Origin of the sequence: Thermoproteus sp. CP80 (genome assembly GCF_002077075.2) — an archaeon.
GTDB lineage: Archaea > Thermoproteota > Thermoprotei > Thermoproteales > Thermoproteaceae > Thermoproteus.
The window spans coordinates 1-26,118 of record NZ_LCWM02000004.1; the positions used below are offsets into that span (position 1 = coordinate 1).

19 protein-coding genes, 1 pseudogene and 1 CRISPR repeat array are annotated in these 26,118 nt (G+C 57.4%); of the genes and pseudogenes, 13 read left to right on the forward strand and 7 right to left on the reverse strand.

The genetic code is table 11. The features are described 5' to 3' along the window. Positions 1 to 473 (reverse strand): annotated as a pseudogene (locus B7L68_RS01255) (CRISPR-associated endoribonuclease Cas6); the annotation flags it as partial. A 333-nt stretch (positions 474 to 806) separates the two neighbouring features. Next, a CRISPR array of direct repeats spans positions 807 to 1,301; the repeat unit is 24 nt; unit sequence GCATCTCCAATGGAGAATTGAAAC. A gap of 423 nt (positions 1,302 to 1,724) precedes the next feature. Here B7L68_RS01255 and B7L68_RS01260 point away from each other — a divergent pair. From B7L68_RS01260 to B7L68_RS01270, 3 genes are all read left to right on the forward strand, one after another. After that, positions 1,725 to 2,339 (forward strand): hypothetical protein, encoded by a 615-nt coding sequence (locus tag B7L68_RS01260; RefSeq protein ID WP_081245881.1) that lies wholly within the window; start codon positions 1,725 to 1,727, stop codon positions 2,337 to 2,339. A 1-nt stretch (position 2,340) separates the two neighbouring features. After that, positions 2,341 to 2,541 carry a hypothetical protein gene (locus B7L68_RS01265; protein WP_081245882.1) on the forward strand — a complete coding sequence of 67 codons (201 nt, stop codon included), beginning with the start codon at positions 2,341 to 2,343 and terminating at the stop codon, positions 2,539 to 2,541. Positions 2,542 to 2,823: 282 nt separating this feature from the next. Next, the gene (locus B7L68_RS01270) at positions 2,824 to 3,405 is read left to right on the forward strand and encodes a hypothetical protein (RefSeq protein ID WP_081245883.1); all 582 of its coding nucleotides are present in this window, start codon (positions 2,824 to 2,826) and stop codon (positions 3,403 to 3,405) included. A 122-nt stretch (positions 3,406 to 3,527) separates the two neighbouring features. On the opposite strand, the gene B7L68_RS01275 is transcribed toward B7L68_RS01270, so the two are convergent. The 4 genes from B7L68_RS01275 to dpdA are packed head-to-tail and all read right to left on the reverse strand — an operon-like array spanning position 3,528 to position 7,943. Further along, complete coding sequence (locus B7L68_RS01275; protein WP_081245884.1) at positions 3,528 to 4,436, reverse strand: hypothetical protein; 909 nt, start codon at positions 4,434 to 4,436, stop codon at positions 3,528 to 3,530. Next, positions 4,436 to 5,386 carry a BREX system ATP-binding domain-containing protein gene (locus B7L68_RS01280; protein ID WP_081245885.1) on the reverse strand — a complete coding sequence of 317 codons (951 nt, stop codon included), beginning with the start codon at positions 5,384 to 5,386 and terminating at the stop codon, positions 4,436 to 4,438. Before B7L68_RS01280 ends, B7L68_RS01275 begins: the two co-directional genes overlap by 1 nt. Then, positions 5,383 to 6,021 carry a hypothetical protein gene (locus B7L68_RS01285; RefSeq protein ID WP_081245886.1) on the reverse strand — a complete coding sequence of 213 codons (639 nt, stop codon included), beginning with the start codon at positions 6,019 to 6,021 and terminating at the stop codon, positions 5,383 to 5,385. Before B7L68_RS01285 ends, B7L68_RS01280 begins: the two co-directional genes overlap by 4 nt. A 20-nt stretch (positions 6,022 to 6,041) precedes the next feature. Beyond that, entirely contained in the window at positions 6,042 to 7,943 is a 1,902-nt protein-coding gene (dpdA, locus tag B7L68_RS01290; protein WP_081245887.1) for a tRNA-guanine transglycosylase DpdA, read from the reverse strand. Here dpdA and B7L68_RS01295 point away from each other — a divergent pair. Genes B7L68_RS01295 through B7L68_RS01310 form a run of 3 tightly spaced genes read left to right on the forward strand, consistent with a single transcriptional unit; the run spans position 7,931 to position 14,279 of the window. Next, positions 7,931 to 10,858: a DEAD/DEAH box helicase gene (locus B7L68_RS01295; RefSeq protein WP_143615273.1), complete on the forward strand. Its 2,928-nt coding sequence runs from the start codon at positions 7,931 to 7,933 to the stop codon at positions 10,856 to 10,858. The two genes, dpdA and B7L68_RS01295, sit on opposite strands and share 13 nt — an antisense overlap. After that, positions 10,855 to 13,488 (forward strand): hypothetical protein, encoded by a 2,634-nt coding sequence (locus B7L68_RS08475; RefSeq protein WP_143615274.1) that lies wholly within the window; start codon positions 10,855 to 10,857, stop codon positions 13,486 to 13,488. Before B7L68_RS01295 ends, B7L68_RS08475 begins: the two co-directional genes overlap by 4 nt. A 47-nt stretch (positions 13,489 to 13,535) precedes the next feature. Next, positions 13,536 to 14,279, forward strand: coding sequence for a phospholipase D-like domain-containing protein (locus B7L68_RS01310; RefSeq protein ID WP_162008387.1), 744 nt, complete (start codon positions 13,536 to 13,538; stop codon positions 14,277 to 14,279). On the opposite strand, the gene B7L68_RS01315 is transcribed toward B7L68_RS01310, so the two are convergent. Then, positions 14,276 to 15,262 (reverse strand): hypothetical protein, encoded by a 987-nt coding sequence (locus tag B7L68_RS01315; protein WP_081245892.1) that lies wholly within the window; start codon positions 15,260 to 15,262, stop codon positions 14,276 to 14,278. The two genes, B7L68_RS01310 and B7L68_RS01315, sit on opposite strands and share 4 nt — an antisense overlap. Positions 15,263 to 15,578: 316 nt before the next feature. Here B7L68_RS01315 and B7L68_RS01325 point away from each other — a divergent pair, with 316 nt between their 5' ends. After that, a complete protein-coding gene (locus tag B7L68_RS01325; protein WP_143615275.1) occupies positions 15,579 to 20,033 on the forward strand; it encodes a hypothetical protein in 4,455 nt (1,484 codons plus the stop codon). A gap of 44 nt (positions 20,034 to 20,077) precedes the next feature. Here the strand turns inward: B7L68_RS01325 and B7L68_RS01330 are convergent, their stop codons facing one another. After that, a complete protein-coding gene (locus B7L68_RS01330) occupies positions 20,078 to 20,521 on the reverse strand; it encodes a hypothetical protein (protein WP_081245895.1) in 444 nt (147 codons plus the stop codon). Between the two features lie 159 nt (positions 20,522 to 20,680). Here B7L68_RS01330 and B7L68_RS01335 point away from each other — a divergent pair, with 159 nt between their 5' ends. The 6 genes from B7L68_RS01335 to B7L68_RS01365 all read left to right on the forward strand — a co-directional run bounded on the left by B7L68_RS01335 (position 20,681) and on the right by B7L68_RS01365 (position 25,980). Continuing rightward, positions 20,681 to 21,322, forward strand: a complete 642-nt coding sequence (locus B7L68_RS01335; protein ID WP_081245896.1) for a hypothetical protein — start codon at positions 20,681 to 20,683, stop codon at positions 21,320 to 21,322. 165 nt (positions 21,323 to 21,487) lie between these two features. Beyond that, the gene (locus B7L68_RS01340) at positions 21,488 to 22,153 is read left to right on the forward strand and encodes a hypothetical protein (RefSeq protein WP_081245897.1); all 666 of its coding nucleotides are present in this window, start codon (positions 21,488 to 21,490) and stop codon (positions 22,151 to 22,153) included. Beyond that, positions 22,134 to 22,484: a hypothetical protein gene (locus tag B7L68_RS01345; protein WP_081245898.1), complete on the forward strand. Its 351-nt coding sequence runs from the start codon at positions 22,134 to 22,136 to the stop codon at positions 22,482 to 22,484. Before B7L68_RS01340 ends, B7L68_RS01345 begins: the two co-directional genes overlap by 20 nt. Before the next feature lie 489 nt (positions 22,485 to 22,973). Continuing rightward, positions 22,974 to 23,570 (forward strand): hypothetical protein, encoded by a 597-nt coding sequence (locus B7L68_RS01355; RefSeq protein ID WP_143615276.1) that lies wholly within the window; start codon positions 22,974 to 22,976, stop codon positions 23,568 to 23,570. After that, positions 23,567 to 23,974, forward strand: coding sequence for a hypothetical protein (locus B7L68_RS01360; protein WP_081245901.1), 408 nt, complete (start codon positions 23,567 to 23,569; stop codon positions 23,972 to 23,974). Before B7L68_RS01355 ends, B7L68_RS01360 begins: the two co-directional genes overlap by 4 nt. Next, positions 23,971 to 25,980 (forward strand): helicase HerA domain-containing protein, encoded by a 2,010-nt coding sequence (locus tag B7L68_RS01365; RefSeq protein ID WP_081245902.1) that lies wholly within the window; start codon positions 23,971 to 23,973, stop codon positions 25,978 to 25,980. The genes B7L68_RS01360 and B7L68_RS01365 overlap by 4 nt, the downstream gene beginning before the upstream one ends. Positions 25,981 to 26,118 lie beyond the last annotated feature (138 nt).

Here is a 26,118-nt window from a genome sequence, read left to right on the forward strand (position 1 = left end):
GCCGTCTTGAGGGCCGACTTGAACACGTTCCGCGGGGCGGGGGTGAGGTCGTACACCGGCCTCGGCCGCCTCACGTAGGGAGGCGTCTCGAACCGGGTCGGCGAGAGGAACTCCACCCTGAACGCCGGCGTCTGCCGCGCGGCGGGCCGCGGCGGCCTCCAGAACTCCAGCTCCGCCGGGGCGACGCGGGCGCCGAAGAGGTCGAAGCCGCCCTCCACCGCCTCTATGAACCTCCGCCCCAGCTCCTCGTCGAAGAAGGCGGCGCGGAGCTCCACCTCGGCCCCCGCCGCGGCGGCCGCCGGCCCGACCGCAGGCCTTCCGTCGATCAGAAGCGGCCAGACTGTGAAGGGCTTCGGCCCCCTCTCCGGGAGCCCCGGCAGGAGGCGGTGCACCACGGAGTGCGCCAGGTAGCCCGAGAAGAGGTTGATCGCCACCCCCCTCTCCAGGTTGCCCCTGAAGGCCACCACAGACATGGCCGTCCCGAGGCGCCGCGATATAAAGGATTCGACGCGCCGTCGGACGGCGTTTATAAAACGTCGTGCAGATTGCGCTTTACATCCATCGAAGCTGTCCACTGCTTCGGCGAGCTGCGTACGTAAAGCGGGGATCCCGTTTATAAAACGGCAGCTTCCCGGCGCGGGCCGACGCCGAGACGTAAAAGCACGCAGATGCGCGCATCTGCACGCCCGGCGCACTTTACGTAGAAACAAGACGCGGCGACCCGTGCAGCGCAGTTAGACCTACATCACGCCGAAAGACGGATAGAAAAGCTTAAATGCCTATACATTCATGGTCCAAGAAACCCGGCATCTCCAATGGAGAATTGAAACTGGACTCAATGTGTCCAGCTTATACCACGGCTCGTAAATATGCCTCCAGCATCTCCAATGGAGAATTGAAACATATCAGCGCGGTCTAGGCCGTTATCCTGGCCAAGCTTTATACACGCATCTCCAATGGAGAATCGAAACTTCATACTCAACCACACCCACGTATACGAGCTCGTGTACCTGATCGGCATCTCCAATGGAGAATTGAAACATTCAGCGTGCTGAAGGAGATATCGAAGAGCATGCCGATACCGCATCTCCAATGGAGAATTGAAACAAACCCAAAACCAAGCCCAAGCTCAAAACCAAGAACAGCATCTCCAATGGATAATTGAAACTGAGGGGGTTGAAAGGGCCTAAATACAGGCGAATATATTCCAGGCATCTCCAATGGAGAATTGAAACCAATAATGCGCTCGGAGCCGCCCGCATAGTAGTAGAGCACGTGCATCTCCAATGGAGAATTGAAATTGCCTATGTTGGGTTCTGCGGCGGCCGCGGCGTCGCGTCCTGCGCCGGCTTGAGCACGGCCTCGGAGGCGGCATCCTCTTCGTACTCCTCGCCGTCCTCCCCGCGGAAGACGGCAGTGCGTGTGGGAATCGCCCCAGAGCTCCGGCTGGAGGCCCGCCGGCTCCGGCGCCTCGTCCACAGTCCAAGGCCTCCTCCAGCCCCGCAACCGTCTGACGCCTCTCGCTGGGCACAGACGCCGCAGGCGTCTTCCGCGTGGGCCCTGTCTCCCCAGGATCCGTTGGCTCTGCGCATTTTCGCAGCGCCCTACTCCGACGCTGGGGCGCCCGTCTTCGGCGGCAAGTTCATAGATGTGAGGCCCTCGGAGGCTCGTGGTCGCGTCTGCGCTGCGGTCTGCCGCTTGCGTCTTGGCTCTGCGCGGGGGCTATGCCTTCCCATAGGGTGCACAGGACGTGCGCAGAGCTGATTGGGATATCCGGCGACGTGGCTAACTTCGTCGATAGGCTTATCGATCTGGGGAGGTGCGAGGCCCACGATGTGGGCGTCAGGCATCCGGCTGTGGATCTCGGCGGAGTCCAGACGCCTGCGGTGAGCGGCGCCGAGGTCCTGGTGGGTTGCCTGGCGATGCAGGGCAGGCTCGACGGCGTGCATCTACGGGCGGCGGCCCTCCACCACCTCCTCGACTGCGTGGACGGCAAGGTCGGGAGGTACGGCACGGCCCTTGCCGGCAACGCCTTCGACGTCGAGAGGGCCCTGGCGCGGTGCCTCTCGGAGGTGGCCGACAGGCTGAGAGACGTGGATATGTACGTCCTGCCTGCGGACAGAGCCGCGGCGAGGGAAGCCGCCGAGATGCTAACCAAGCCGCTATACGACATCTACAACGACCACAGGGACGTGCTGCGGCGCTGCGTGACCCTAATCGCCGAGGAGGACGCCTCAAAGGGCGTCGAGCCTCTCGGCGTGTACCAGTATTACAATCCGCTGAGAGGGCTGTTGACCCTCTGCGGCGAGGAGCACCGGTGGGTCAAGCCATTTCTCTGAGGTGCACGTCCGTGAGTGGCCGCCCGACGACGTGGAGCACCGGTGGGTCGAGCCATCGGACTACAGCCGCCTCTACAGGCTGGCGCAGAGGCTCGCGAGGAAGAAGGCGGATGTATCCGCGATAGTAGAGGAGATGGGAAGGAGCGGCGCCTGCAGAAGCCGCGACCTCTTCTTCGCCGTAGTCGAAAAGGCCGCGGCGTGACGGCTCAACGCATCGAAACCAAGCTCTGCGCTCCATTAGGTTACAGGCTCTCTAGCGGCCTCCATCTATCGAGAGCGGGGATAACATCGCGGCCGATGCCGCTCTGTGAAGCCGCCGATCTTCAAACTATTGATTTCCTGATGGGATTCTCCCCTATGACCTTCGTGGCGGCGTTTCAGTACGGCCGCGGCGTGGTTCTGGCTTCCGACAGCCGGGCGGTGAGCGGGGCCTCGGCTGAGGAGGAGGCTCAAGCCGATATATATCTCGGACGGCGAGGGGGAGGTGGACCTCGCCGTGGTGGGCGGCGCCGGGGACGGCGCGGTCGTGAAGCAGTCCTTCCGCGACGCCGAGGCCGCGTTTAAGGAGTTCCACTACGCGGCCGGCAGGCACCCGAAGGGCGGGGAGGTGCACAAGGTGGCCGAGGACATACAGCGCAGGCTGCCGGCGCGCTACCGGGAGCTGAGGTCGCTGGGGTACGAGCCCGAGGCGTCCCTAATAGTGGCCGCGGTGGACGGCGACGGGAACCCCTACATCTTCCGCTACAGCGACGGGATTCTGGACGGCCGGACGGAGGACGGATGCGCCGCGGTCGGCATAGGCCGCGACACCGGCGGGGTCCTGCTGCTGAGCCTCCTCGGCTACGGGCCTGAGGCTACCTGGGACATGGGCCTCCTAGCCCTCTTCCTCATAGACGCCATAGCGGCCGTGAACCCCTACGTCTCGCCCCTCGCGGCCGAGGCGGACGGCCTCTACATCCGGTGGCAGGACGGCGAGGTGGTCATGGGCCCGCTGGAGCCCGAGGCCTTCCAGGAGTACAGCGCGCCAAGAAGAGGATACAGCCGATACGCGCCCTCTGGCAGCTAGCCGAGACATGCGGCGAAGAGACGGTGGAGAAGGCGCTCGAGGCGCTCAAACCCTCATCTGGCAGGGAAGAGACGAAGAACGAAGACGCCAAACAATAGGGTCTATATATAACTTTATACTCATTATTTCATAAATAACATATTTACATATTTCTGGAATATATATGTATTGTAAATCATAAGAAGTCTGTTCTTATCGCTCATGGTTTTTGCGTCGAGGATCTTCGTCAGCAGTTCCCTCTCGAAGGCGTCAGCTGTCCCCTCTACTAGCTGTCCAAGGGATGAGACGCTCGTCAGCGACGTCGTCTTTAGCCGGGCGAATCTCCCGCCTTCCCAAACCATCATTTCCTTCTTTGCCGCGGCTAATGTGGGGGTGCTCACGTCGACGCTATCTACGTATTTAGCAACGCGCCTCAATATATCGATATTGGCCACGCCGAAAAGGTGCAGCCGCACCGATCTGCCCAACACGGCGCGTACTTCCTTCACCACCCTCTCGACGAACTCGACGTCGTTGCTTCTAGGCACGAGAGATCCGATCCCCACATATTTGGCCCCAAGCCTTCGGTAGAACTTGGCACACTTCGCGTACGACTTTACGTCCCAGCCCTGGACCACGAGCATGACCTCCCGCCCCAGCCGCTCCCCAATCTTCAGCGCAGCCTCGGCATTGACGAGATTCCTCTTAAACATCCTCTCCCTGCCCTCCCTATCCATATCCTCGATGAAGGGGTAGTCCTTCTGAACCAACACGTCAGAGCCAAGAAGATGTTGCAGATAGAGCACGTGGTACTGCGGCAAATCGGCCAAGAAGCCGGCGCGAGCGTGAAGCCAAGTCGTAAAGGAATCCACTATGAGCGTCCCTCCAAAGCCAAAATACCGCTTAAACCCGTCCAGGAGGACTCTAGATAGCTTCCATCTAGGCATTGAAAGCACTGACTTCAGAGAGACGACTATTCCATCCACGGGGAAAAACCTCCAGTAATGAGGATCTTCCGGCTCGGCATACCACGTGATGAAAAGCCTCGGCATTATACGTACTTCGACAACACATCCTTCGCCTTCTTCGCAGAGTCCAAGGCGCCGTTGAGAACCAATATGTTCAACAGCTTAACAACCTCGCCTGGATTCCCCTCAGAAATGTCGTAAATAGCCTTAACGACCTCTCTATCCACCGAAGCCCTAACCCCCCTCCTCTCAAGTAGAAACCCCACGAACTTCTCTGTCTCCTCCAGCGTGAAAGGCCTTAGATGAACCATAAACGAAGAAAGGCGACGCGCCAGAGGAGGATAGGTGTTCAAAATGCCGTCCCATCCGGCGGGAGTCGTCGACGCTAGGAAGAACGCGCCGCCGGGCAGACTATCAATGAACATCCTGAGGTGCCTCAGGTAATGCAAGCGCTTAGGTTGCGGAATTGCGATTATGTCTTCCAACTCGTCAAAAAGAAAGATAAGCGGCACGCGGCCAGCCCTAGCGAGCCCCCACACTATTTTAACCAGGTACTTAACCGCCAACTCGTCGTTTATTCTCGTGGAGATAAGCCCAAGCCTGCTCTTTATGTTCTGCGGAACGGCGTCGCCCAAAAGCCAAAGCTTGATATACTTAGAGTCCTCTGCATCGCTCCCGGCGATCCTCAGGAGCCCTCCAAGGGGCTCCTCCACACGAGATGCGACCAGCTCGACCAGCTCCCTATCCTCAAGCAGAGCCCCCATTACGGCGTTATAGAAATTCAAGATGCTGACGCTCGGCGTGTCTACATAAATAGAAAAGCTCTTCACGTACCTCTTCCTGACGTGAGACGATAGGCGGAGGAGGACGTGAGTCTTGCCGAACCCATAGTTGCCGATCACTACCCCAGCGCCAGAGGAGCCCGTTGCCACAAACCTCACCACATTAGCCAACTCCTGGAGAACTCCATAGGCGTCGAAGAAGCTCTCAACCTCATCCTCTACAGGAACCGGAAGAAGCGTTCTGGTCCTCATGTCTTCAACATGATGTAGACATATCGCCTACCCCCAATTTCAAAACCTGCAACCTCGCCGGCAGGAGACCCGGTCAACACAATGTCGCCCTTCCTACGCGCCACAAATTCCCTAAACATCTCCTCCACCACGCGCCGCGGGAAGCGCAATTCCCTCTTAACTTCCTCCAAAAGATCTAAAATAGTGACATACTTACTCCACCTCCGCCTAGCCAACTCTCTATATTTATCAAAAAGAACCTTTTCAAACATCCCCCAGAGCTCACCGCGCATGGGCATCCCAAGCCTCTCAACCTCCCTAGTCAATCTCAACACAACATCTACCACCACCGCGTTGAATCCCGACAAAGCCACCAACTCGCTAGGTTGCGTAACCCCTCTGGAGATAAGCCCATAGACAACCCGGTAGGGCTCGAGCGCCTCCATAAATAGCTCGTGGATAGAGCCCCCATCGCCCCTCTCATAGGCAGAGACAAACCTGAGCCCTCTCTCAGTAACGCTGCCATCTTCACGTATAAACCCAAGATTTAAGGCGGCTCTCCACAGCTCCCTAAGCCTTTTATCCTCGCCTACAGAGCCGCCTCCACCTATATAACGCAAAAATTCGTATAAGCTCTTCAGAGTAAACGGTCGCATGGAGAAGGCCAGCAGGTGCTTTAAATATCTTTTGTACCATCTGAAACTTCTAACCAACTTTCCAAACCTGTATATGTCTTTATAGCTATTTCACGTAATAGGGCTATCTGCCTAATTCTAGATTTCAGATTACCTGCCAAGATGTACCTAGCTCTGACGCCATCTGCGGTTATTGCTCTCTTCGGGAGAATGAGAATGGCATTCTCCATCCTCAAAAGCCTTCGTAGCACTCCCTCCACAGCGTAGGCGTATTCCCTGGGAAGCGCCACGATCACCAAGTCGTACTTCTTCGAACTCAACACCTTCAACAACTTATTCTCCACGCCAAGCCTCGCAGACCACTGCCTAATCCATCCTTTGAGCTTCCCCTTGAGAGTCGCCTCGTAGGGCACAATAGGCTCATTTTCGCCGATCAAGCCGTAACGTGCGCTAATAATATACACATCCACCTCCTTGTCTACACGCCTAAGAACGTCAGCGAGACTTCTAACCACCGCGAAGGAACCTCCATACATCTCCCTCGCAGGCTTTATGTAATTTCGCAGCACCTCTCTGTAGAGAGCCTCCTTCTCTATGTCGTGAGACGGCACGGTTAGGCCCCTTTCTCTTAGAACCGACACCACCTCTCCCCAAGGCACTCTCTTCTCCTCTGTGCAGTACGTCACTATGAGTACCGTGCGTGCACTCTTCAGAAGAGACTCCAGCTTCTTATCGCCTGAGGCCTCATCTATCTTTACGCCGCCGTCTCTCGGCACGGCAAATCTCGCCTCGAATCTTCCCGATCTCAACAGTTTGCTGAACACGTAAACATTGTGGAACCCCCTCCTCCTGTTTCTATTATTGCCCCTAAAAATCACCACATCCACACCTGCAGACCTACAGACGGCGCAATCACAGCGCTTCCACGGCATGTCTCTCAAGGTCGCTACGTAGTACGGCAGATATCTCTCATGCCCCACGAGCTTAACGTAATCCCTAACAGCCCCCCATACGTCATCAAAAGAGACAACCCCCCTATCGTACTCCCGCAGCTTCTTCAAAAGCAGGCGCGCTGCCTTCTCCACCTCAGGTCCCTTATCCACCACGCGGATAGCTGTATACGCCTTTCCATCCGCCGTAAGGTAGTTTCCGTGTTCACGCGTCCACGCCAGCCTAAGGACGGAAGAGCTGTCGAAGGACACCTCCGCTATATAATCGCTCAACTTGCTCAACAAAGGCAAGACCCCCAGACGCGTAACTCCAAGGAAATGCACCTTCTTGATGTCGCCCAAGCTCCTCACCTCTGCGGTAAGCACCTCAACAAGCCGTTTCAAAAACTCTGTATCCCGCTTAGCGAGACCCCCCACTGCGAAGCTCCTGAAGCCGTAGCCATGTAGCTCCCTCAAGCTTTCCACATAATCCTCAATCGACACCCCCTGTATAGACCCCAAAAGCTCAAACCCGTAGCCCTCCCTCCTCCACAAGTCGAACATCTCCTTAGCCGCTCTCCTCGTGAACCCGATACGCCTCTCGGGATCCCCAAAAAACGGGATGTGGTCAAGAGTAACTCCAAAGTCGACCCCAAGAACTCGATAGTACTCCAACACCTCCTGCACGGTATACGGCGGCAACTCCCTATCGCGGTACTGCCAAGCTCCGCAGTCCCCGATGATCTGCATGCCATCTGGGAGCCTCATGAACCCCCTAACCCCGCCCGCCCTCTTAATCTGCGCCAGCTTAGACTCAGAAAGCGTGGAGATAGACACCAACACGCCATCGACTACGTGGCCAACGAGCTCCCAAAGCCTCGCACCGTACGTAAACCGATCACGCCTATACCCCTCAGACTCCCTCTCACCGACGAAGTCAAACTTCGGATCGACAACATCATCCCAATCGGGTATGATAAACTTCAAAGAACCATTCCTCTTTGAAGAGGACACAAAAACTGTTAAAAATAACTACTTTAAAAGCAACTGACATGTTACCGGTATCACTGGTTTCGAATGATCACGCCCTTTCACAAGCCTATAAACTACTTCAACAAACTTGCCCATATTATGCAAAACCGAACTTTTTTGAAAAATATGTGCTTAACAGCGTATTGTCCTATCTTGAAGAGAAGGAACAAGATCTCATTCTAGGTATGCGATATGACGAGTGGATAAGAATACGCAAAGAAAATGCCGAGAAGATAAAGGAGCACATTGTAAAAAATTTAGCTAAACTAATATATGCCTGCAATCCACAAACAGCAGGGGACGTAGAGGAGGACCTCAGGAAACTCGTTAGCGGCAGTGACGTCGTAGAGAAATCCATCTGTTATCTCTACCTCTTCGGCATCTACAACGACTGCATAAGCAGATATATCCTTATCAGGACCGACAATGGGCAAGTACCGGATTACTCATTTTATCACAACAAGTACGACCAAAACTATGCCTGCAATGAAGCGCAGAAAGTATTTCCCGACTGTATAAAAGTCCTTCAAGACGCTTTAAATAACGGCTTTGATGTAAGAACAAGATTTATCGAAATAGCGAAGGATCTATACCTAGTCAAGCAAAGATTCCCCGATAGATCAATCTTTGAATCCTATCTACTTATAGACAGAGTATTTGCATACGCGCATCCCCGCGAACTCCCTATAGGCCGGCACCCCCCTGGGGAGCTCTGCAAAGAATTAGAAAACATGGCACGACAATTCTTTGTCGCGTATCATCAATACCTAGGCATACCCTGCGACAAAGTCGAAGAAGAATTCAGGGACTACTGGGATATCTTTTGCCGCTTCATAAACAGCGTGGGCATAGAGCTTTATTACAGCTTTCAGAAAAACGGAATAAGACGGGCACTAGAGAAACTGAGAAAAACTCTCAGCAAAAAAGAGCCCGACTACTTGGTAATTCAAGCGCCCACAGGTAGCGGAAAGACAGAGATTATGCTCTACACAATCATTCTTGCGGCCTTAGCTAGAAAGATGATCTTTCATAAACATGGGCTGGGAGAGTCTAAGGCTAATACACCGGTTGCGCTCATAATCTACCCCAGGCGTGCGTTAGCAAATGATCAAATGAGCCGGTTAGTCAAATACCTCCAAGTCATTAATCAACATCTAAAAAATCGACAATTGCCGCCAATAACAGTAACCATAAAATACACCGAAATTCGGCCAAAGGAGGATATAGAGAGCCGACTACCCCAAGCCTTCGAAGAGCTAAAAAATGCAACTGCTAACGAAGTTGAAATAGTGCTACCCCACGGAGTCAAAGCGTATCTAGTCCAAGAAGGTAATCACGCCTTCGTTGAGTTACGTTTCATAACATGTCCCGATGGTACATCGTTTCCGAGACTCCGTGTCCTTGATAACAATCAAATTGACGAGATAGTACTCTGTGGAAACACAAAATTAGATTTCATCACGTTGACACGCAAGTCGACGTATGGCGATGTTCACATCACGCTATTCGAAACACTTAGGGGGCACCTGTTGAGCGGATTCCGAACCCTCTTTGGCGTAAAGAGAGGCAATATCTTCGACCATCCTATTGTCATCGCGTTAGATGAAATCCACACATATACGGATATACCAGGCGTGAGATACGCCTTTATGATCAGAAGAGTTCTAAACAAGATACGCTGGCAAAGACAGAGGGCGCTTAAAAACACAGAAGCGGGCTTCGGAGCATTGGTAATGGGAATGAGCGCTACAATTCCAAGGCCTCACGAATTTCTCAGTGCATTGTTTATAGACAAGCGAATAAATGAAAAAACTGTAAAAGACTACTTGATTGAAGTAGAAGAAGACGAAAAGATACCGCTAGGTACCGAGTACTTCTTCATCGTAGTTCCCACGCGGAGAGCCCCCGTAGACGCTCTTTCTGTTAGCATACAGACACTAATGACGACTTTCTACAATACCCCCTCACTTCCTAAAAATGCTATATATACAAAAAAAGCTCTTATCTTCGTTGATGAACTAAATGTGTTATATAGACTAAAAAACGAGCTATACGACCCCCCATACTTTCGGGAAGGTGCTCTCAAACGACTCTATAATGGTAAATATGTCGGCCTACAAGACCTCCGCAATCCATATTTCCCTAACTTATTTAATACTACTGTGAGAGAGCTCCGTGATGATGCGAAGGTTATAGATGCAATTAGTAAAGGTTATATTTCTAGCGTTACTATGACAAATAGTTGGAAATATGGAGAGCTGTGGTGGGGTTATATGCTTGATAGTTTTATAAACAAAAGTGAAAGTACCACAATCTTTAATAAAGTAATCGAGTTTTCCAGCCGTCATCGCGACAATATCAACGAAGCATATGTGGTTGTTTCAACGAGTAGCTTAGAAGTAGGAGTTGACTACTCGGATGTGGTGTTGATCTACCAGCACGGCGCACCAAGGACGCTATCCGCTTTAATTCAAAGGGCTGGCAGGGCAGGCCGTCGCGTTTACGAAAATCCCCTAATGCGGATCATTGTAGGCATACAGCTCTCGCCGGATGTGCCTCATCAAGCCCATCTTTTTGAGTTATTCACCACGGCGCAGGGAAAACTCAGAGATCTGCTAAGTAACGACATGATATTTTTACCAACCGAAAAATCGGAAGAGGTGCATAAGCAACTACTTGTGGAGCTACTCCTCGAATATTATGTTCTCAATAGAGAAAATCGCAAAAAGATACTATCTGGAAAATGGGACGAATGCGAACTACTTAGATTAAATTACGATAAAGTTAAAAGTTATGTTTTATATATATTTAAAGATATATATGACCAACAAAAACTTGAAAATCTATATCAGCAAGTTATGAATGAATTAAATGAGAGGTTACAATGTCAGCCATGAAACGATCAGTCTATATAGAACTCTTGAAGAATCTTAAGGTACTGAGGTACTACGTCCCGGATAAGCTATTTGCTGAGTCAAATCTTCCCCAAGTCAGAATCTTCTTAGGCCCAATACAAGGTGGTTGCAAGGTTAGTAGCGGGGCCAAATATCTTACCTCAGAGGATGTTTCACTTGCTTTTTCGTCGGCTGGTTACTTACCTGGCAAACCAACTTTCAGAACGAAATATGGTGTAATGATACCTCTGAACAACGATAATATATATATAATTCACAAAGATCTTGTTACAAAAATAGATAATTACTATCAGTGTAAATTTAAATCGCCGCCTAGTACAATATCACTTCCCGATGAACTTATATATGTTGCCACTATACTTGGAGCTGGACAAGTTAGATTATGTTCCAGTACGGAATCTATCAATGTGATTAGACCTATGACTACCGCCGAATGCTATAATTGTGTTTTTCTACCAAGTGATACAAAGGCACATATCCCCATAGACCGTTTATTTGGCGGTGTTGATTATTTCCACGTCTATCTTTCCTCTAGTAACTCATATAGTAGGCACTTTATTTATTTGGAGTCAAGTTCGTATCATCCTGTTGGTGAACTTGATATTACTGATTCAGCTACTAAGTCGCTAATATTCAAGTTGCTAATATTCAATGATGTTCTTGCACATCATCTCATCTATGCTGTGGATGTTGATGCTAAGATACGTGGATATTATTGTTCGCCTAATGCTCAGCAATGTAAAACAGCAAAAGCGCTACGTCAGGGTTCCTGTGTTCGATTACCGCGTAGTGTTGCGCAGAATGGAAGACAGGTTAAAGGAATTAAAACACGTAAATTACAGTTTGTAAAGGTTTTTGTTGATGATAAAGTAGAACAAAAAAAGGTAATACCTGCCGCGGTAGGCTATGGTATTACCAATACTTTCCTCCTTGAATTTCATATGAAAGATAAATTCAACGAAATTCTGCCAGTAATTTGTCAAATAGTTTCTGAACAATCTATAAGAGATAGAATAACTCTTAGTTTGTTATATAAGAAACTAAGTGTAAATACGAGTATAATTAATTTTATTAAACATATTCTTTCTTATGATTTGGTGATATCATATCACTTTTCAAAAATGGGATTTGTGAGAGTCGACCAATTTATTAAATATATATTCTTACTAAATGATTTGTTCTTACACCGTCTCATGATCGACATTGTCGCACTATCTAATTCACCAGAGGTTGTTAAGAGAATACTTGACAGTTTAAAAAATGGCTTAGATAACTTACGGACAGACAAAGTACAATTATTACGTTATTTAGTATTTACCACCCGGGACAATACGCTGGGAATTTTTACAGATAAAAAATCAGCGGAGAGTAAGATAGATAGGGACAATTTCAACGGGATTAATCTGCGGCTACATAAGTTGTTAGAAAGGCAGAAACAAGTTCCCGGAAATGTATTAAAAAATGGTGATTGGCGTTGTGGTGTTCTATTAGATTTTATTCGACATACATATAGCCATCATTTGGTAAAAGTAATTTCACAAAGCGCGAATGTGGACTCTACTAAATTAATTGAAGGTTATGTAGAGGGAGAGCAGCAACCTATACTCATCATTGAACGTGAAAGAGGAGGTCTTGGTATCCTACGAGGTGCGATAGATGAATACGGAAAAGATGCCTATAGGGCGTATCGAGATCTTATTCTGTCGTTTGGAAAATGTCTAGTAGGAACGCCTGAGGATGTACTGCATTTTATATTGGCCGATCCCAACTTCCGTAAAAGACTTTGCGAAGCTAAACCACATGAACTAGCCAGAGTTATTGAGGAGTTTGTACGGGATCACATGGAGCTACTTCTGTTACCTGAAGAGCTTACCGAAACGGTAAGGCTGTGGCATTCTATTCGTATGGAGGCGCAACGACTTGTAGAGTTACTTCCACAGGAGAAATTACGCAACGCCATTCGACCCGACTGTGCCTTACTGAAGGAGATCCATGAAGGTAGATATCAACTTGAGAAGACTATTTATCGTTTTCCAGAACTTGATGAACTTATTATATATCTTCTATTAAATATGCAAAAAGGACAGGTATTGCGCTCAATAGTAGAGGAGCTCCTAGAACGGAGTCTTCAAGTATCTGGCAAATCTAGCCAGCTTATGCAGATTTACAATAACAAGGATAACTACATAGAACTATTTCTAGACGATGTGAGAAGTGTCCTAAGAACTGGCTGTGGAGCCCGCGGTACGGTTCCCCGCATATGTGCATCTAGGCGGAACGGCAGATATCCCCGTGATGTGGTGTATGCAGTTAGGGCTTTAGGCAGAATAATGCGTGGCATGTTGCTGAGATTGGCCTTGCTTACATGCAACTCTGCTTGTGGTCACTGTTATGTCAACACAAGATCTTGTAGCAGGTTCTCTGCGCCGTTCATCCAAGCGAGGACTCTTGACAGAAGAGTTGCAAAAATCGTCGCGTCGGAGTTCGTGAAACTTAAGTTTAACGGCATTCAGAACCTCTACAGTCCGGATTTTGAGCCTGACGTGGTGGCTAGGCTGAAAAAGGGTCACTATTCCAAAGTGAACCTAGAAATACCAAGGAAAGAGACTTAATGAACTTAATATGTAAGGTGGCAAGTTCTCCCACCTCTTCGCTAAGTGTGGAGAGCTTGATCCGGAGGTTTCTTCATGAGACGTTTGACAGTAAGTATCTCTATATAATTTCTCCGTGGATTACGCTATTTGAGTTTGAAAGGTCATTTATCCATCTTCCGTTTGTAGAGACCAGAAGAATCGATGATGTTTTTCGCGCATTTGTTTTTGCCGGCATTGACGTGAGGATATTGATGCGTTGCGTAGATGACGCTATTGATATTGAGCTCTTGAGACTTCTGCGTCTATTGCGCAAAAATCGTGGAATATTCCAGGAGGTGTTTGGGGCATCTCGGCAATATATCGCCAGCGAAACTTTGAAATATATAGTTAGCCACATCGACAGTTTGATTAAGACTATAAAAATAGTCAATGCACTCAGGGACACACTTGGCGAAAATCTTCGTTTTGACATACCCGCCTCGGAATGGTACCAACGGCTTCATACCAAGCTATATCTCAACGATAGGTCTGCCATTATAGGCTCTGCCAACTTCACTAGGAGCGGTATATTGACTGATGGTAACTGGGAATGTCTGCTCCACTTCACTAAAGACACTAAGCTTTACGAAGACGCGCTCAAAGCCGCACGTAGCCACTTTGATGTAAGTAAAGGCTTTGATGAGTGTGAGAGGGCAACTCTGTTTCTAGTCAATAGGTTGGAGTTGCTGGACAAGCCGGTGACCGGTCTTGAGGAGTTGGAGGGTTACCTAACAGAGTTGTATCAAGAAATATCGTCAACAATAGCCTAGCAATATATCTGCCTTATCGTTCTGCCGTCTTTCCGCGTCTGCCCCTCTATTCTGCACCCTATCGCCGGCAGGGTCAGAGCTAGGGGGAGCAGGCGGTAGGGTATCGTCCACATGGCCTCGTTGCGGTAGGCCCCGTCCTGGAGCCTGGCGAGCTCCTCCTCGGCTGGGGCTCTGAGGCGGCGGGGGCAGTCCTCGGCGGCGGCCTTCAGCATGGCCTCGTAGGCCTCGATGCCGCTCCTGAAGCCCCTCCTCTCCTCGACCAGCCTCACGGCGAAGGCCCTGAGCCAGCAGGCCGGGTGCCCCGCCAGATGCGCCGAGTCCGGCGCGGCGAGGAGCCTGCGGGGGCTCACCTCCCTGTGGACGTCCGCGGCGGCGCAGGCCTCCTCCACCCTCCCGCACCCCCTGTACCTCTCCCGGAGGGCCTCTGCGACCGGCCTCGCGCAGTCTCCGGGCCTGAACTCGGCGAGGCAGCGGGCCGCGCCGGGGCCCAGGGCCTCCGCCAGCCTCTCGTTGGCGCGGCGCGCCTCCCCGGCGTGGGGCGCCCTCAGGAGGTCCTCTGCTGAGGCGTCCACGGCGGCGTCCTCGGCCAGCGGCTGGGCTTTCCTCCAGAGCTCGTGGAAGTATCCCTCGGCTTCCCTCAGCACGGCCGGGGGCACCAGCGCGGCGAAGTTCGCGGCGGCGGGGCTGCGGAGCCCGGCGGCGGTGAGGGGGGCGCCGCCCGCCGCCAGGCCCCGGGCGCCGATGTAGAGGTTGCCCGCGTGGCCTGGGTATATGCGGACTGCGTCGCGCCACCTCTCGTACACCTCGCGGGGGACCGCGTAGTCTCCCACGACGACCCTCACCGCCTCCGCAGTCTTGGCCAGCTCCTCCAGGGCCTCCGCGTCGACGAAGCTGGTGGCGGCGCTGAGGGTCTCAGCGCCTATCTCGGCCAGGCACTTCATCAGCGGCCCGCAGAGGCTGAGCCCGAACTCCAGGCGGATCATACCACCTCCGGCGCGGCCTATAAAAACTGTTAATGCGGCCGGTCGAGGATGGGCGCGCCTCGCCCTTGGAGGGCTGGGGCCCGGAGGCACGTCACCTGCCGCAGGTCCCGGCAGGCTCCGCGGCGTTCGAGACGCCACTACCTAGGCGACCTCTCCGCGATGCACATGGGAGCTGTGGCGGTCTCGACGGCGAGGGGCGCATGCTCGCCCTCCTCAAGCTGCACTACTGGCCGTCTTAGACTTTGTTCCCTAACGTTCTGCCGGTCTCAACAAGTAGGTCGCCACCAACCTATTTATATGCCGCATGACTTAGTCCGTGTCTGGGCTTTATGAACGTGTCGTAGAGGCGGCTTACCCCCGCGTGAGGGAGCTCGTGGGCCGCCCCGGCGTCTTCCTCCTGGCTCCGCCGGGCTCCTCCCGCGGGTACATGCTGGAGAGGCTCTTGAGGGAGGACGAGGCGGAGGGCGCGGCGATCAGGGCCTACGCCTACCCGAGGCTCGCGGGGGAGCTACGGGCCAGGGGCCTGGCCGTGGAGGACCTGCCCAGCGCCGAGGAGCTCGGGAAAGGCGCCGAAGAGCGCGTCGTCGTGGCTGTGGAGAGCTCCATCCAGGCCGTGGAGCTGAAGGAGAGGCTGGGGAAGAGGGCCGAGCTGATCTACCTGCCGAAGCTCTTCAAAGAGGCGGCCAAAGACGTCGACAAGAAGCTCCTGGAGGTGGCTGAGGTGGAGCACAGGGGGCTCGGCGCGGGCATCTCGCCGAAGCTCCTCAGGCCGGGGGAGGCCGAGGAGCTCAGGAGGGGCCGGGACGCCCTCCTCGCCCTGAGCCCAGGCGCCGTGGGGTTTAGAGATGTGGCGAAGGAGGCTCTGGTAAGCCTCCGCTTTAAGATGGCATCGGCCCTTCTGGCGGAGCTCCTCGCCCCGGCCTTTGCGGTTTCTGCGGTCCTCCAGGCGGCGGACCCCCGCGCCGCTGCGCCTCTCGTAGCGTTTCTTGCGAAGGCGGCGGGGGTGGGTAGGGAGGAGCTGGCGGGCTTCGCCGCCCGCCTCCTGGAGCTCCTCGCCGGGAGGAGGAAGCCGCGGGATAAGGTCGTTGCGGGCTTCGCCGGGCTCGTGAGGAGGGCCCTCGACGCCGAGCCCTACGTTGACGACGACCGCTACGAGGCGGTCGTGGACCAGGTGGCGCTGGAGTGGGGCATGGACGTCGCGGCCTTCAAGGCCCTTGTCGGAAGCCTAGCCGCCCTAGCCAGAGGCGAACTGGTCACCAAGGAGGAGCTCAGCCGGGAGCTCGCCCAACACGTGAAGGGGGGAGAGCTGGAGAAGATCGAAGAGGCCATAAGACAATTGGTGGAGGGCAAACTAGCCGAGATAGAGAAGAGGCTGGAGGAGGTCAGGAGGGGGCTCGATGGTGTGGAGGAGGGCCTAAAGAGGAAGGGGCTCCCCATCCGCATCCTCTCGGTAGAGGAGGTGGAGGCTGGCCAGCTCTACGACAACTTCCGGGCGAAGGGCGGCACGCCGGCGGTTTCTGTGGCAGAGGGGGTGTTTCGGCTGGTTGAGACCAGCCGGTTTAAGGAAGTGGTTCAGGAGGTGCTGAGGAGGCTCGCCACATACGGCGTGGTGGTGTTGCGGGGGCCGAAGGGGGTTGGGAAATCCACCTTGGCGGCCTATGCGGCTTGGCTGGCCCTCCGAGGCGGAGTTGCCGGCTACGCGGCGAGGATCCAGAAGATGGAGAGAGGTCAGCGGGTGGCGTTGAGAGATGTGTTAGACGCAGTTGAGGAGGGGCGGCTGGTCGCCGTCTTTGACCCGTCTCCTCTTGAGTTCTACATAGAGCCAGGCGCATATGCCGGGGCGACGCAGGAGGCGGCCGCCGCGGCGCCTGCCACGCTTGAGGAGTTGCTGAAATTTGCTGAGGAGAACAGGGGACGGGGCCTGGTGCTGGCGGTTATCCCCGACGACCTCTACGAAGAATTAGACGGCGAGGTGAAGAGGAGGGCTGAGGGATACGTCCTCCCCATCGACCTTAGAGATGCGGAGTTCCTGACGGAGGTCATATACGAATACTCCGGCTGCAGAGAAACGCCGAGGGAAAAGTTAAGAATACTGGCGGGGGATGTGGCACAATTCGACGGCGGATACACGCTAGCCGCCAGATACGCCGGCCTGTGGCTTAGGAGCAATGGGTGTAGCGTTGGAGATATAGAGAGGACTGTAGAGGCTTCGAGGAAGGAGCCGAAGCTCTTCTTCGCCCACTACATCTGGCGCGTGCTGCTTCGGGGCAGCGGCGACTTGGCCATGCAGGCCGCGGTGCCGCTCCTCCTCCACGCCTACTTCGGCCCGGTGCCGGTGGGCGTGACGTACGTCGCGAAGGCGGCGGATGAGGGGGGCAGGTGGCGTCTTTCAACGCCGGAGGGGCTAGAGGGCGACGACCTGCAGTCGCTGAAAAAAGACGCGCTGGAGCCCATAGCCAATTGGCTCGCCCAGCGACACGAGGACCTCGTGGAGGAGGCGCTGAAAGACCTCGTCGGCCTAAACGGCGAGGAGGCGAGGGAGCAGTACAGAGAAGACTTGGGCGACCTAATCGAGAGACTGGACTGGGCCCGCGGCGAGGTGCTTAAAGAAGGCGACAAAGTCCTCGCCGAGCTCGGCATCCAAGAGAAGAGACGGGGATTGGGGACAGCTCTGCTGCTCTTAGTCGCCAGGAGGCTCGCCGCTGTTTTCAAGAGCGGCGAGAGTAGGCGTTGCTGGCGCAGGGTGGCCTTCATCGCTGGCCACGCGCTGGCTGGATATCCCAAGTTGCCTAAGAGGAAGCAGTTCCCAAAGGGCGTTGCAAAGACCCTGGGCGACTCCCTGAAGTCCTGCGCCGTGGATGACTACTTGACGATAGACGGCAAGATACCGCCGCTTTCAATATACATGATTAGGTTTCCGTATTACGTTGAGGTGCTGTACGCCAGAGATCTTTCGCGGATTCGGAAGATAAGGGAAAAGATAAGCGTCCTCTCCCCCCTTGCAGACGCGGTGGCCGTAAACACCGCGAAGAAAACGGCGGAGGAGTTGCTGGCAAGGTGGAGAAGGGAGGGATCGCGCTTGGCCGGGGCCTTTTATGTCTTGGGTCTGGCGGCATTGGCCGCAGAGGCTAAGGTAGATGGGAAGACGGCTAAGTTGTTGCTCTATGTGGCGCCTTTCGCGATACAAGGGGCGGCTCATTCAGCGGCGGTGTTGTCGGTTTTGGCGGCGTTGCGTCCTCTGGGCGAGAAGGCGCCGCATAGATACGTCGTTGCGCTGACCGCCGCCTCGGAGCCGGGGCCGCTAGGTCAAAAAACCGTGCAATACATCTACGACGCCTTGCGGCAATTCAGGGACCGCCTCCTTAAGACGAAGCGCTTCTGGCCTCTGGTGGAGGCTATTGTCGCCTACTCAAACCTATTGAGAAATCACTCGGCACACATCAAGGATCGCTGGAAGGAGACTGTGGCTGATATGTGCCGGCTGTACGGCGAGGTTAGAAGGCGTAGCGCCGCAACGACGCCGGACAGCGGCCTCTCGGCGCAACGCTTGCTCGACGCTGTGGCTAGGGCTTATGTGCTGGCTGTGGCTCTCGAAAGCTACGACTTGGCGCTACATGTGAAGGACCGTTGCGGCTTAAGCGACTTCGAAAGAGAGGTCGAAGCTGTGAGGAGTGTGTTGGACAAAGCGGCGGCCCGTCCAGAGGAGTTGAAAATAATTATGGAAAACGAAGACTTCGCCGATTGGGTGAGGGTACGCAACATCACACGCGACGCCGGGTTTATGGTCAGGAATTTTAGAAGTTGGTTCATGTATGTGCTGACTCGCTACAAGCTAAGTCATGCCCTTGATGATAAAGGCGAGTTAGACGAGAAAAAGCTGGAAGAGACGGCAGAAGAGTTCAAAAAAGTGGCTGAGATGCGCAGAGAGCTGGAGGACTGGGGAAACTACCTCATCGCCTGCGGTTTGGCTCTTAAGGCCCGCGTACTCGTCGCAAAGAATTTGGAGGAGCTTCTCGAGAGAGCTAAAGGCTTCTGGGAGCTGTGGAGTGAGGCGGAGGAACACCTTGAACCGACCGCCATTAATTTAGCGACAGCGGCTTTCATACTAGGCGAGTGTCTAGTCTACCTGGCTGCCTCTGGTAACAAGGAGATGGCAGAGGAGTTGTTGAAAAAGTCGCGGTGGTTGCTGGACTACGACCGGGAGGTCTCCGTGGTTACTCGGCTTATGCTTAGGGTTCTCGGCGTGGGGGAGGGGGCGAGGCAGGAAGAAGTTGTGGACGTGTTTAAGCCGCGGCTTTCACCGGAGTTTCGGCCGGCTTTATTGATGCTGGCTGGCCCTCTGCAGAAAGACGAAGCTCTTGAAGAATGCGACAAATTGTCCAACGCCCTACCACCCAAGCCCGAAGCCTGCGTTAACGCCGTGGCGGCCGCCGCAGGCGATCGAGAAGCCGCCGAGATGTTGAGATCAGTTTTAAGATCAGATATAGAGGAACTAGTGTCTGAGGCGCGTCTCTTGCTGGGTAAGGCGGATGGGAGGACTCTAGTGGAAGTCCTGGCACCTATACACTCTCTGGCACAGTTTGCCTTCACGTTGCTGGCGGCTGTAGAGGGGAGGATCGACGCGGTTAAGCTACACGGCCTGAGGGGCTCTGCGAGGTTTAAGAAACCCCTACCTCGGCGGCTATTCCGCGCCGTCTACGAGAACTGCGACGACTTAAACAGCGAGGGGTGCAGGATGGCCCTGCTGAAGCTGTACTACTACCACCTCTAGCGGCGCCTCCCGCGGCCGGGCATGGCCGCGGGCCTCAAACCGCTTCATCTCGTCGCCGGCGGCGGGTATAGCCATTTCTCCAGCCCGGGCGCCCTTGCGACCGCCTTCGCGGCCTCCTCCACTATTCTCCTATGCATTATCTGCGGCCTCTCGCGGCATGCCTCGGCCAGCTTGTAGGCGACGGACAGCAGGCCGCCGGCCGTGGGCTCCACGGCGTATTCGCCGAACGGCGTCTCCAGCAGCAGCCTTCCCCCCACTGCCCTCGCCTCGACGGGGCATCCGTCGAGCTCGCGGAGGAGCCTCCTGCCCCTCCACGACAGCCTGTAGACGTCGCCCCTCCTCTCCGCCAGCCCCCACTCCAGCGCCAGGCCCAGGGCGGCGTGCGCGTAGGGGCCCCACGTGCGCTCGAACAGCGCGAGGCGCGCCAAGCCGCCCCTCGCCTCCAGCGCCCTCAACGCCCTGACCACGTCGCCGAGCCGCACGAACACGCGGGGAACGCCTCCCAGCCTAATATCTCCACGGGTGATCGAGGCCGCAGCGGAGAGTCCACGCTGAAACTATAGCCGTGGGGGAAGTTTTTGGGAGGTGTCTCCCTCCACTTTTCCGGCATAACTAGCGCGTTTTTTAGTGGGTGCGTACCTTGTGCCGTGGAGGTGAGGGTCGTGGGCGACGTCTGCGGCTTCCTGCATTGGGATGTGGAGGACTTCGAGAGGCTGTACGGACCGCTTGTGCCCCTCCTCAAGCGGAGGCTCGGCGTGAGGGACGCCGAGGACGTCCTCTCGGCCTTCTTCCAAAACCCCCACGCGGTGAGGCCCGCCCTCGCGGAGCCCCGGCCCGTCAGATTCGCGGGGCCCCACGCCGAGGAGCTCAACCGCTACGTGGAGTCCGGCCTGGTCCCCATGGGGGCGAGGCTCAGGCCTCCCCTCCTCGACGTCCCCGAGGAGGTGGGGGCCCGCGTCTTCGTCTCCCCCTGCTTCCTCCTGTCCCTGTTCGGCACCTACGGCAGAGGGCCCTGGGAGGCCTGGCGCAAGAACGCCCCGGATCTGCCCATCCCCCGCTCGGTCGGCCACCCCCACGCCTACCTCAGAAGGGTGTTCCCGCAGGCGGTCCTCGACCTGCTCGGCGCGAGGGGCCTCCTCTGGCTCGCCAACACGCGGAACCCGAGGCGCGGCCGCAGGAGGAACCTCACGCTGGCGGAGTTCGCCTACTGGATCGCGACCAGGAGGATGGCGCACATAGACGCCGAGATGGGGAGGCTGGAGGCCGCCGAGCTACAGAAGGGGGGATGAGCCTCTCTACGTATATACAACACGGCGGCCCGGAGCCGCCCTCCGTAGCGGAGGCCCCGCCGCGCCTCCCCGCTACGAGGGGCGGGGGGACTCCGCCGTTTTGTGCGCACGTAAAGCGGGCCGCCCGCCGGCCCGTAGCCGCAGCGCCCGGGCCCCTGGCCGGCCATGGCGTGGGTGGAGCCGGATAGGGTGGCCCAGATCCTCGGCGGGGGCTGGAGGATGGCGCGCGGCCTCCCTCCCGCCGACGCCGTGTGGGTGGTGAGGAGGGCCGCGCTGGAGGACGGCGGCGCCGTGTGCGGCGGGGAGCCCAAGCCCGTGGTCTACCTAGCCGCCAAGGCCGAGGGGCAGTGGTTCGCCTTGGGCAAGGTGGCGCCGGCGGAGCGGTGCGTCTCCGTGACCTTCTACCGGGAGTTCCCGTCCGCCCGGAGGGCCGTGGAGGCCCTCGTGGACTACGGCAAGAGGATCTTCGACTTCTTCACGCCCCAGTTCGACGTCTCGGTGGTGGAGGCCGTGGGCCTCTGCGGGAGGCCCGACTTCGCCGACTACTGCGAGAGAAGGAGGGCCGAGAGGCCCCTGAGGAGGGCGACCGCCGGGCCCGCCGCTCCGCCGCCGCAGGAGGGGCCGGCCTCCGGGTCGGCGCCTCGGCGGGTGGGGCTCGACGCAGCCCTGCGCTGTCTCTTCGGGATGCTCGGCCTCGAGGCGGGCGGCTGCGGCCGGGCCGCGGAGGTCGACTTCGAGGCCGTGCGGTGCTGGGCGGCCGGGCTCCTCGGCGGGAGGCTCGAGGAGTGGGAGAGGTGCGTCCTGGGGGGCCGTGCCGGCGCGCGGGCCTGAGGCCGGGTGCCTGGGCGCCTCCTACGGCGAGCGGCCGGAGCTCTGCGAGGCGTCTCTGTGCGGGGACGCGGCCTACTTCAAGGCACACGTGGAGCTCTGCTTCTCGGCGATGCTCTACTCCTCGCTCTCGAGGGGCCGGGGAGGGCTCGTGAGGATCAGGCCCGCCCTGGTCCGGGAGGTCGGGCGCTTCAGGGAGGACGGGTCGGTCATGCGCCGGGTGAGCAACGTGCTGAGGGAGCTGAGGGCGATGCTGGGCGGCGAGTACGCCTCGCGGGAGGACGCCGCGAGGGCCGCCAGGAGGCTTTTCTACAAGTACCTGGAGAGGGGGTGACGCGCCCGGCGGGCCCTCCGCCCCGGCCAGGACGCGGCCCCCGCTCGATCCGCAGGACCGCGCCCGAGGACCCGCATGTAGGGCCGTGGAGGGCTCTGCGACGACAGGGGCAGTGGAGGCCGGGCAAGGTTTTTCCTCTCGGCCGAGCGGGACACGTGTGTCGAACATCAGGAAAGGGATCCGGATACCGGCCAGCAGAGGGGTAGACGGCCTCGACGAGTCCGGCGGACGGGCCGCGCGGTCCCAGGCCGCGCATCAGCCGGCCCTTCAGGCCGCGCTCCAGGCCGCGGACGCGTCCAAATCATCTGCGCCTCAGCCTCGGCGGGCGGCGCACGATGCGGGGCGGAGGAGGCGCTCTATGCTGCTCTCGGCGACGTCCGACGACGCGGCGCTGAGGCCGGCCTCCTGTATGGACCGGGTGCTGCTGGAGGCGCTCCGGCGCGTTGGAGGGCCGCGCCTCGAGGCGGCGCCGACCCCATCAAGAATATGATGAGGATAGGGTTCTGCTTCGTCAAGGGCGGGACCGGCAAGACCACGCTCGCCTCCTCCGCGGTCCTGTACCTAAACGCCGTCGCGGCGACCGCCGGCCTCATCGACGCCTCGCCCGTGCCCATGGCCTCCCTCCTCCTGGCCGCGGGGGTCCAGCCAGGCGTCCATGCGGGAAGGGAGGACATACCCGTGGCCGTGACGCGCACGCCGGAGGCGCTGGACGCGGCGTTGAGGGCGCTGGAGAAGATGAAGGTGTCCATAGCCGTGATAGACCTCCCGCCCATGGCCAAGACGCCCCGGCTGGACGTGGCGGTTATCGTCTCAGACCCGCCCGGCCTCGAGTTCGTCGGCGACTTCAAGGCCGACGCCGCCCACAGCATCCTCGCCGTGAACATGGCCGAGGGGGTCGACCTGGGCAGATACAAGGGGCTGGCCAACTCGGCCGCCGTCCTGCCCTACTCGCCGGCGGTGGCCAGGGCCTATCAGAGGCTGACGCCCGCCATACTGCCCCACCATCCCAAGGCGCGGTCGCTCGGGCGCTGGAAGAAGGCGTTCCTCCGGCTCATGGGCGAGGTGGCGAGGCAAGTCAGGAGATGAGGCTTCTGGAGATCCGCCACAGGATAAGGGAAGGAGTCGCGGAGGCCCGCCGCAGGTTGAGGGAGCGGCGCAGGGCGAGGGAGGCGGCGCGCAGGTTCCGCGACATAGTCAGGGCCGAAAAGCTGTACGGGGAGTGGGAGCTCGACTACGTGGAGCTCGGCGTTGAGGATGTGCTCCGGATGTATAAGGTGAGGCCTCTGTTCAAGGACCTCTGGCACATGGCCGAGCACTGCACGGACGTCCGCGGCTGCTACCGCATGCTGGCGTACCTAAAGCTTGAGGGCAGGGAGGACGACCTCAAGCTCGTGAGGGAGGCCGTGAGGATTGACGCCGACGTGGAGATGCTGGTCACGCTGCTGTATCAGGGCAAGAGGGAGGAGGCGGCAAAGCTGATGAGGAGATGAGGAGACCCCACGCCTACATCTACATCGCCCTCGCCGCCTTCGCCGTATCTCTCTACCGGCACCCCGCCACGGCCCTCGTCGCGGTCGCCGCGGCGTACCTCTGGGGCAGGTGGCTTTTGCTCTGGATATACGGCCGGAGATGGCCCCTTGAGCCCTACCGCGAGAGGGCCCAGATAGGGCAGTACCCGGCGGCGTACGACCCCCGCCGCAGGCTGTACCACGTCCTGTGGAAGGCCGAGCCCACTAGAAGCGAGTTCGGCATATCAGCGGCCCAGACGATCCACGAGATGTACGCCTCCCTCGCCCTCCAGAGCCACGAGTTCATCTCGGTCATCCAGCTCGGCGACGAGAGGTTCATACGCTACTCCACGAGGATCCCGGACGAAAGCCGCATATCGCATGTGGAGTCGGTGCTCCGCACGTATTTCGTCCTCCACAGGGACCTCTGGCTGTCCGGCAGAATCAGGCCGCGGCGCTGGCTTTACTACGTGGCCGCGGTGCCCCTCGCCCTCGCGCCCCTCGACCCTGCGTTCATCGCCGTGGCCCTCATACTGCTGTACCACGCCCATTACATACGTAAATGGTACAGAGAGGCGGAGCTGTTCCTGTCGGTCGAGGCCGTGTCCACCAAGCGCGACATAGGGACGTCGAGGCAGACCCTGGAGCTCTACGCATCGGCGGAGGCAACCGCCATCGCCAAGATGGAGAAGTGGGCCGTCGTCTTCGCGCCGAGGCCCGAGAGGAGCGTGGAGAGGGAGTTCGGCAAGGCGTATGAAAGCCCCGTCGAGAAGAGGAGCGTGGTGGTGAGGCTCCACAAGGCCTCCCAGCTATTGGAGCGCATGCTGAAGTACGACGAGAGGCCCATCTACATGCAGGTCTTCGGCTCGCAGGACTTGGCCACCCAGCTGGAGATCCGCAGAGACCCCCTGGCGAACGTGTTGTTCTGGACGCCCAACCCGGCCTACATGACCAAGGCCCTAAGCCACGACCTGTCGCGCGTCCCGATCTTCTACGGCGGGAAGCTGATGTCGTCGGGGAGGAAGCTCCTGGTGGGCGTCGACAGATTCGGCAGGCCCGTGGAGATCGACATAGACTCCATGCCTGTGGCCCACGCGGTCGTCCTGGGCCCTTCGGGCATGGGCAAGTCGTGGACGGTCGGCACCCTGGCCGCGCGGCTGGCCAAGCATAAGGACATAAGGCTGGTCGTGATCGACCCCCACGGGGACTACGTCGCGCTGGCCAAGCTGATAGGGGCTGAGGTCTTCGAGGTGCCTCGGCTCGTGCCGCCCCTCGGCTCCCTGAGGGACAACAGGTACTTCCGCACGCTCCTCGTGGAGTTCGGCCTGATGCCTCCCGGCGCGGCCGGATCCGCCTCCGTGGACCCCAGGGCCGCGGCCGAGGCCGTGGCGCAGGCCGCCGGGGTCAAGGCCGTGAAGGAGGCGGCTCCCCCCGAGAACGTGGTGTGGGACCTGCGCCCGCTGAGGCACGACGCGGCGGCGCAGGCCTTCTTCGTCTCGCTGATACTCCTCTGGTATCTGGCGCAGCAGGGCGGGAGGCCCTTCGCCGAGAGGGTGGAGACCGTGATCGTCGTGGACGAGGCGGCCCTCCTCATGCACTCGGCCAGGGTCGCCGAGGGCGGCGTGGTCACCAACGCCGTCCTTTCGCTCATACGGCAGTTCTCCATGGGCGGGAGGAAGTACGGGTTCGCCCTGTGGATCGTCGCCCAGCTGGCCGACCACATCCCCGACGACATAATCAAGTCCGCCGGCTTCGTCCTCCAGCTGGGAGGGACCCTCCGCGCCCTTGAGCGCAGCGCCAAGGTGCTCCAGCTGGACAGGGACGACATACAGTATCTGATCAGCGCGACGACGCCCCGCGAGACTGTGGGCGGCGCCGCGGCGGCGGGGAGCAAGCCCTACGCCATGGGCGTGCTGGAGCTGTCGCCGCGCCAGATAAAGTACCACGTCAAGATACCCCTGGAGCCCGCCCTGAAGGAGGCGGCATGAGCGGCAGGCCCGACTGGCGCGACTGCCTGTACCGCCCGTCGACGTTCTGCGATGCCGAGCGCGGCGAGGGGCGAGCCGCGCTGATCTTTCGGCATGAAGGTTCTGGAGGGCTACGCGGGCTTAGGGCTTATCCAAACC

Bases quoted from the DNA above. Each gene is read 5' to 3' on its own strand.
- B7L68_RS08475 (WP_143615274.1), top strand. From the start codon at position 10,855: ATGAAACGATCAGTCTATATAGAACTCTTGAAGAATCTTAAGGTACTG.
- B7L68_RS01260 (WP_081245881.1), top strand. From the start codon at position 1,725: ATGCCTTCCCATAGGGTGCACAGGACGTGCGCAGAGCTGATTGGGATA.
- B7L68_RS01315 (WP_081245892.1), bottom strand. From the start codon at position 15,262: ATGATCCGCCTGGAGTTCGGGCTCAGCCTCTGCGGGCCGCTGATGAAG.
- B7L68_RS01355 (WP_143615276.1), top strand. From the start codon at position 22,974: ATGAGGATAGGGTTCTGCTTCGTCAAGGGCGGGACCGGCAAGACCACG.
- B7L68_RS01275 (WP_081245884.1), bottom strand. From the start codon at position 4,436: ATGCCGAGGCTTTTCATCACGTGGTATGCCGAGCCGGAAGATCCTCAT.
- B7L68_RS01280 (WP_081245885.1), bottom strand. From the start codon at position 5,386: ATGAGGACCAGAACGCTTCTTCCGGTTCCTGTAGAGGATGAGGTTGAG.
- B7L68_RS01360 (WP_081245901.1), top strand. From the start codon at position 23,567: ATGAGGCTTCTGGAGATCCGCCACAGGATAAGGGAAGGAGTCGCGGAG.
- B7L68_RS01285 (WP_081245886.1), bottom strand. From the start codon at position 6,021: ATGCGACCGTTTACTCTGAAGAGCTTATACGAATTTTTGCGTTATATA.
- B7L68_RS01365 (WP_081245902.1), top strand. From the start codon at position 23,971: ATGAGGAGACCCCACGCCTACATCTACATCGCCCTCGCCGCCTTCGCC.
- B7L68_RS01340 (WP_081245897.1), top strand. From the start codon at position 21,488: ATGGCGTGGGTGGAGCCGGATAGGGTGGCCCAGATCCTCGGCGGGGGC.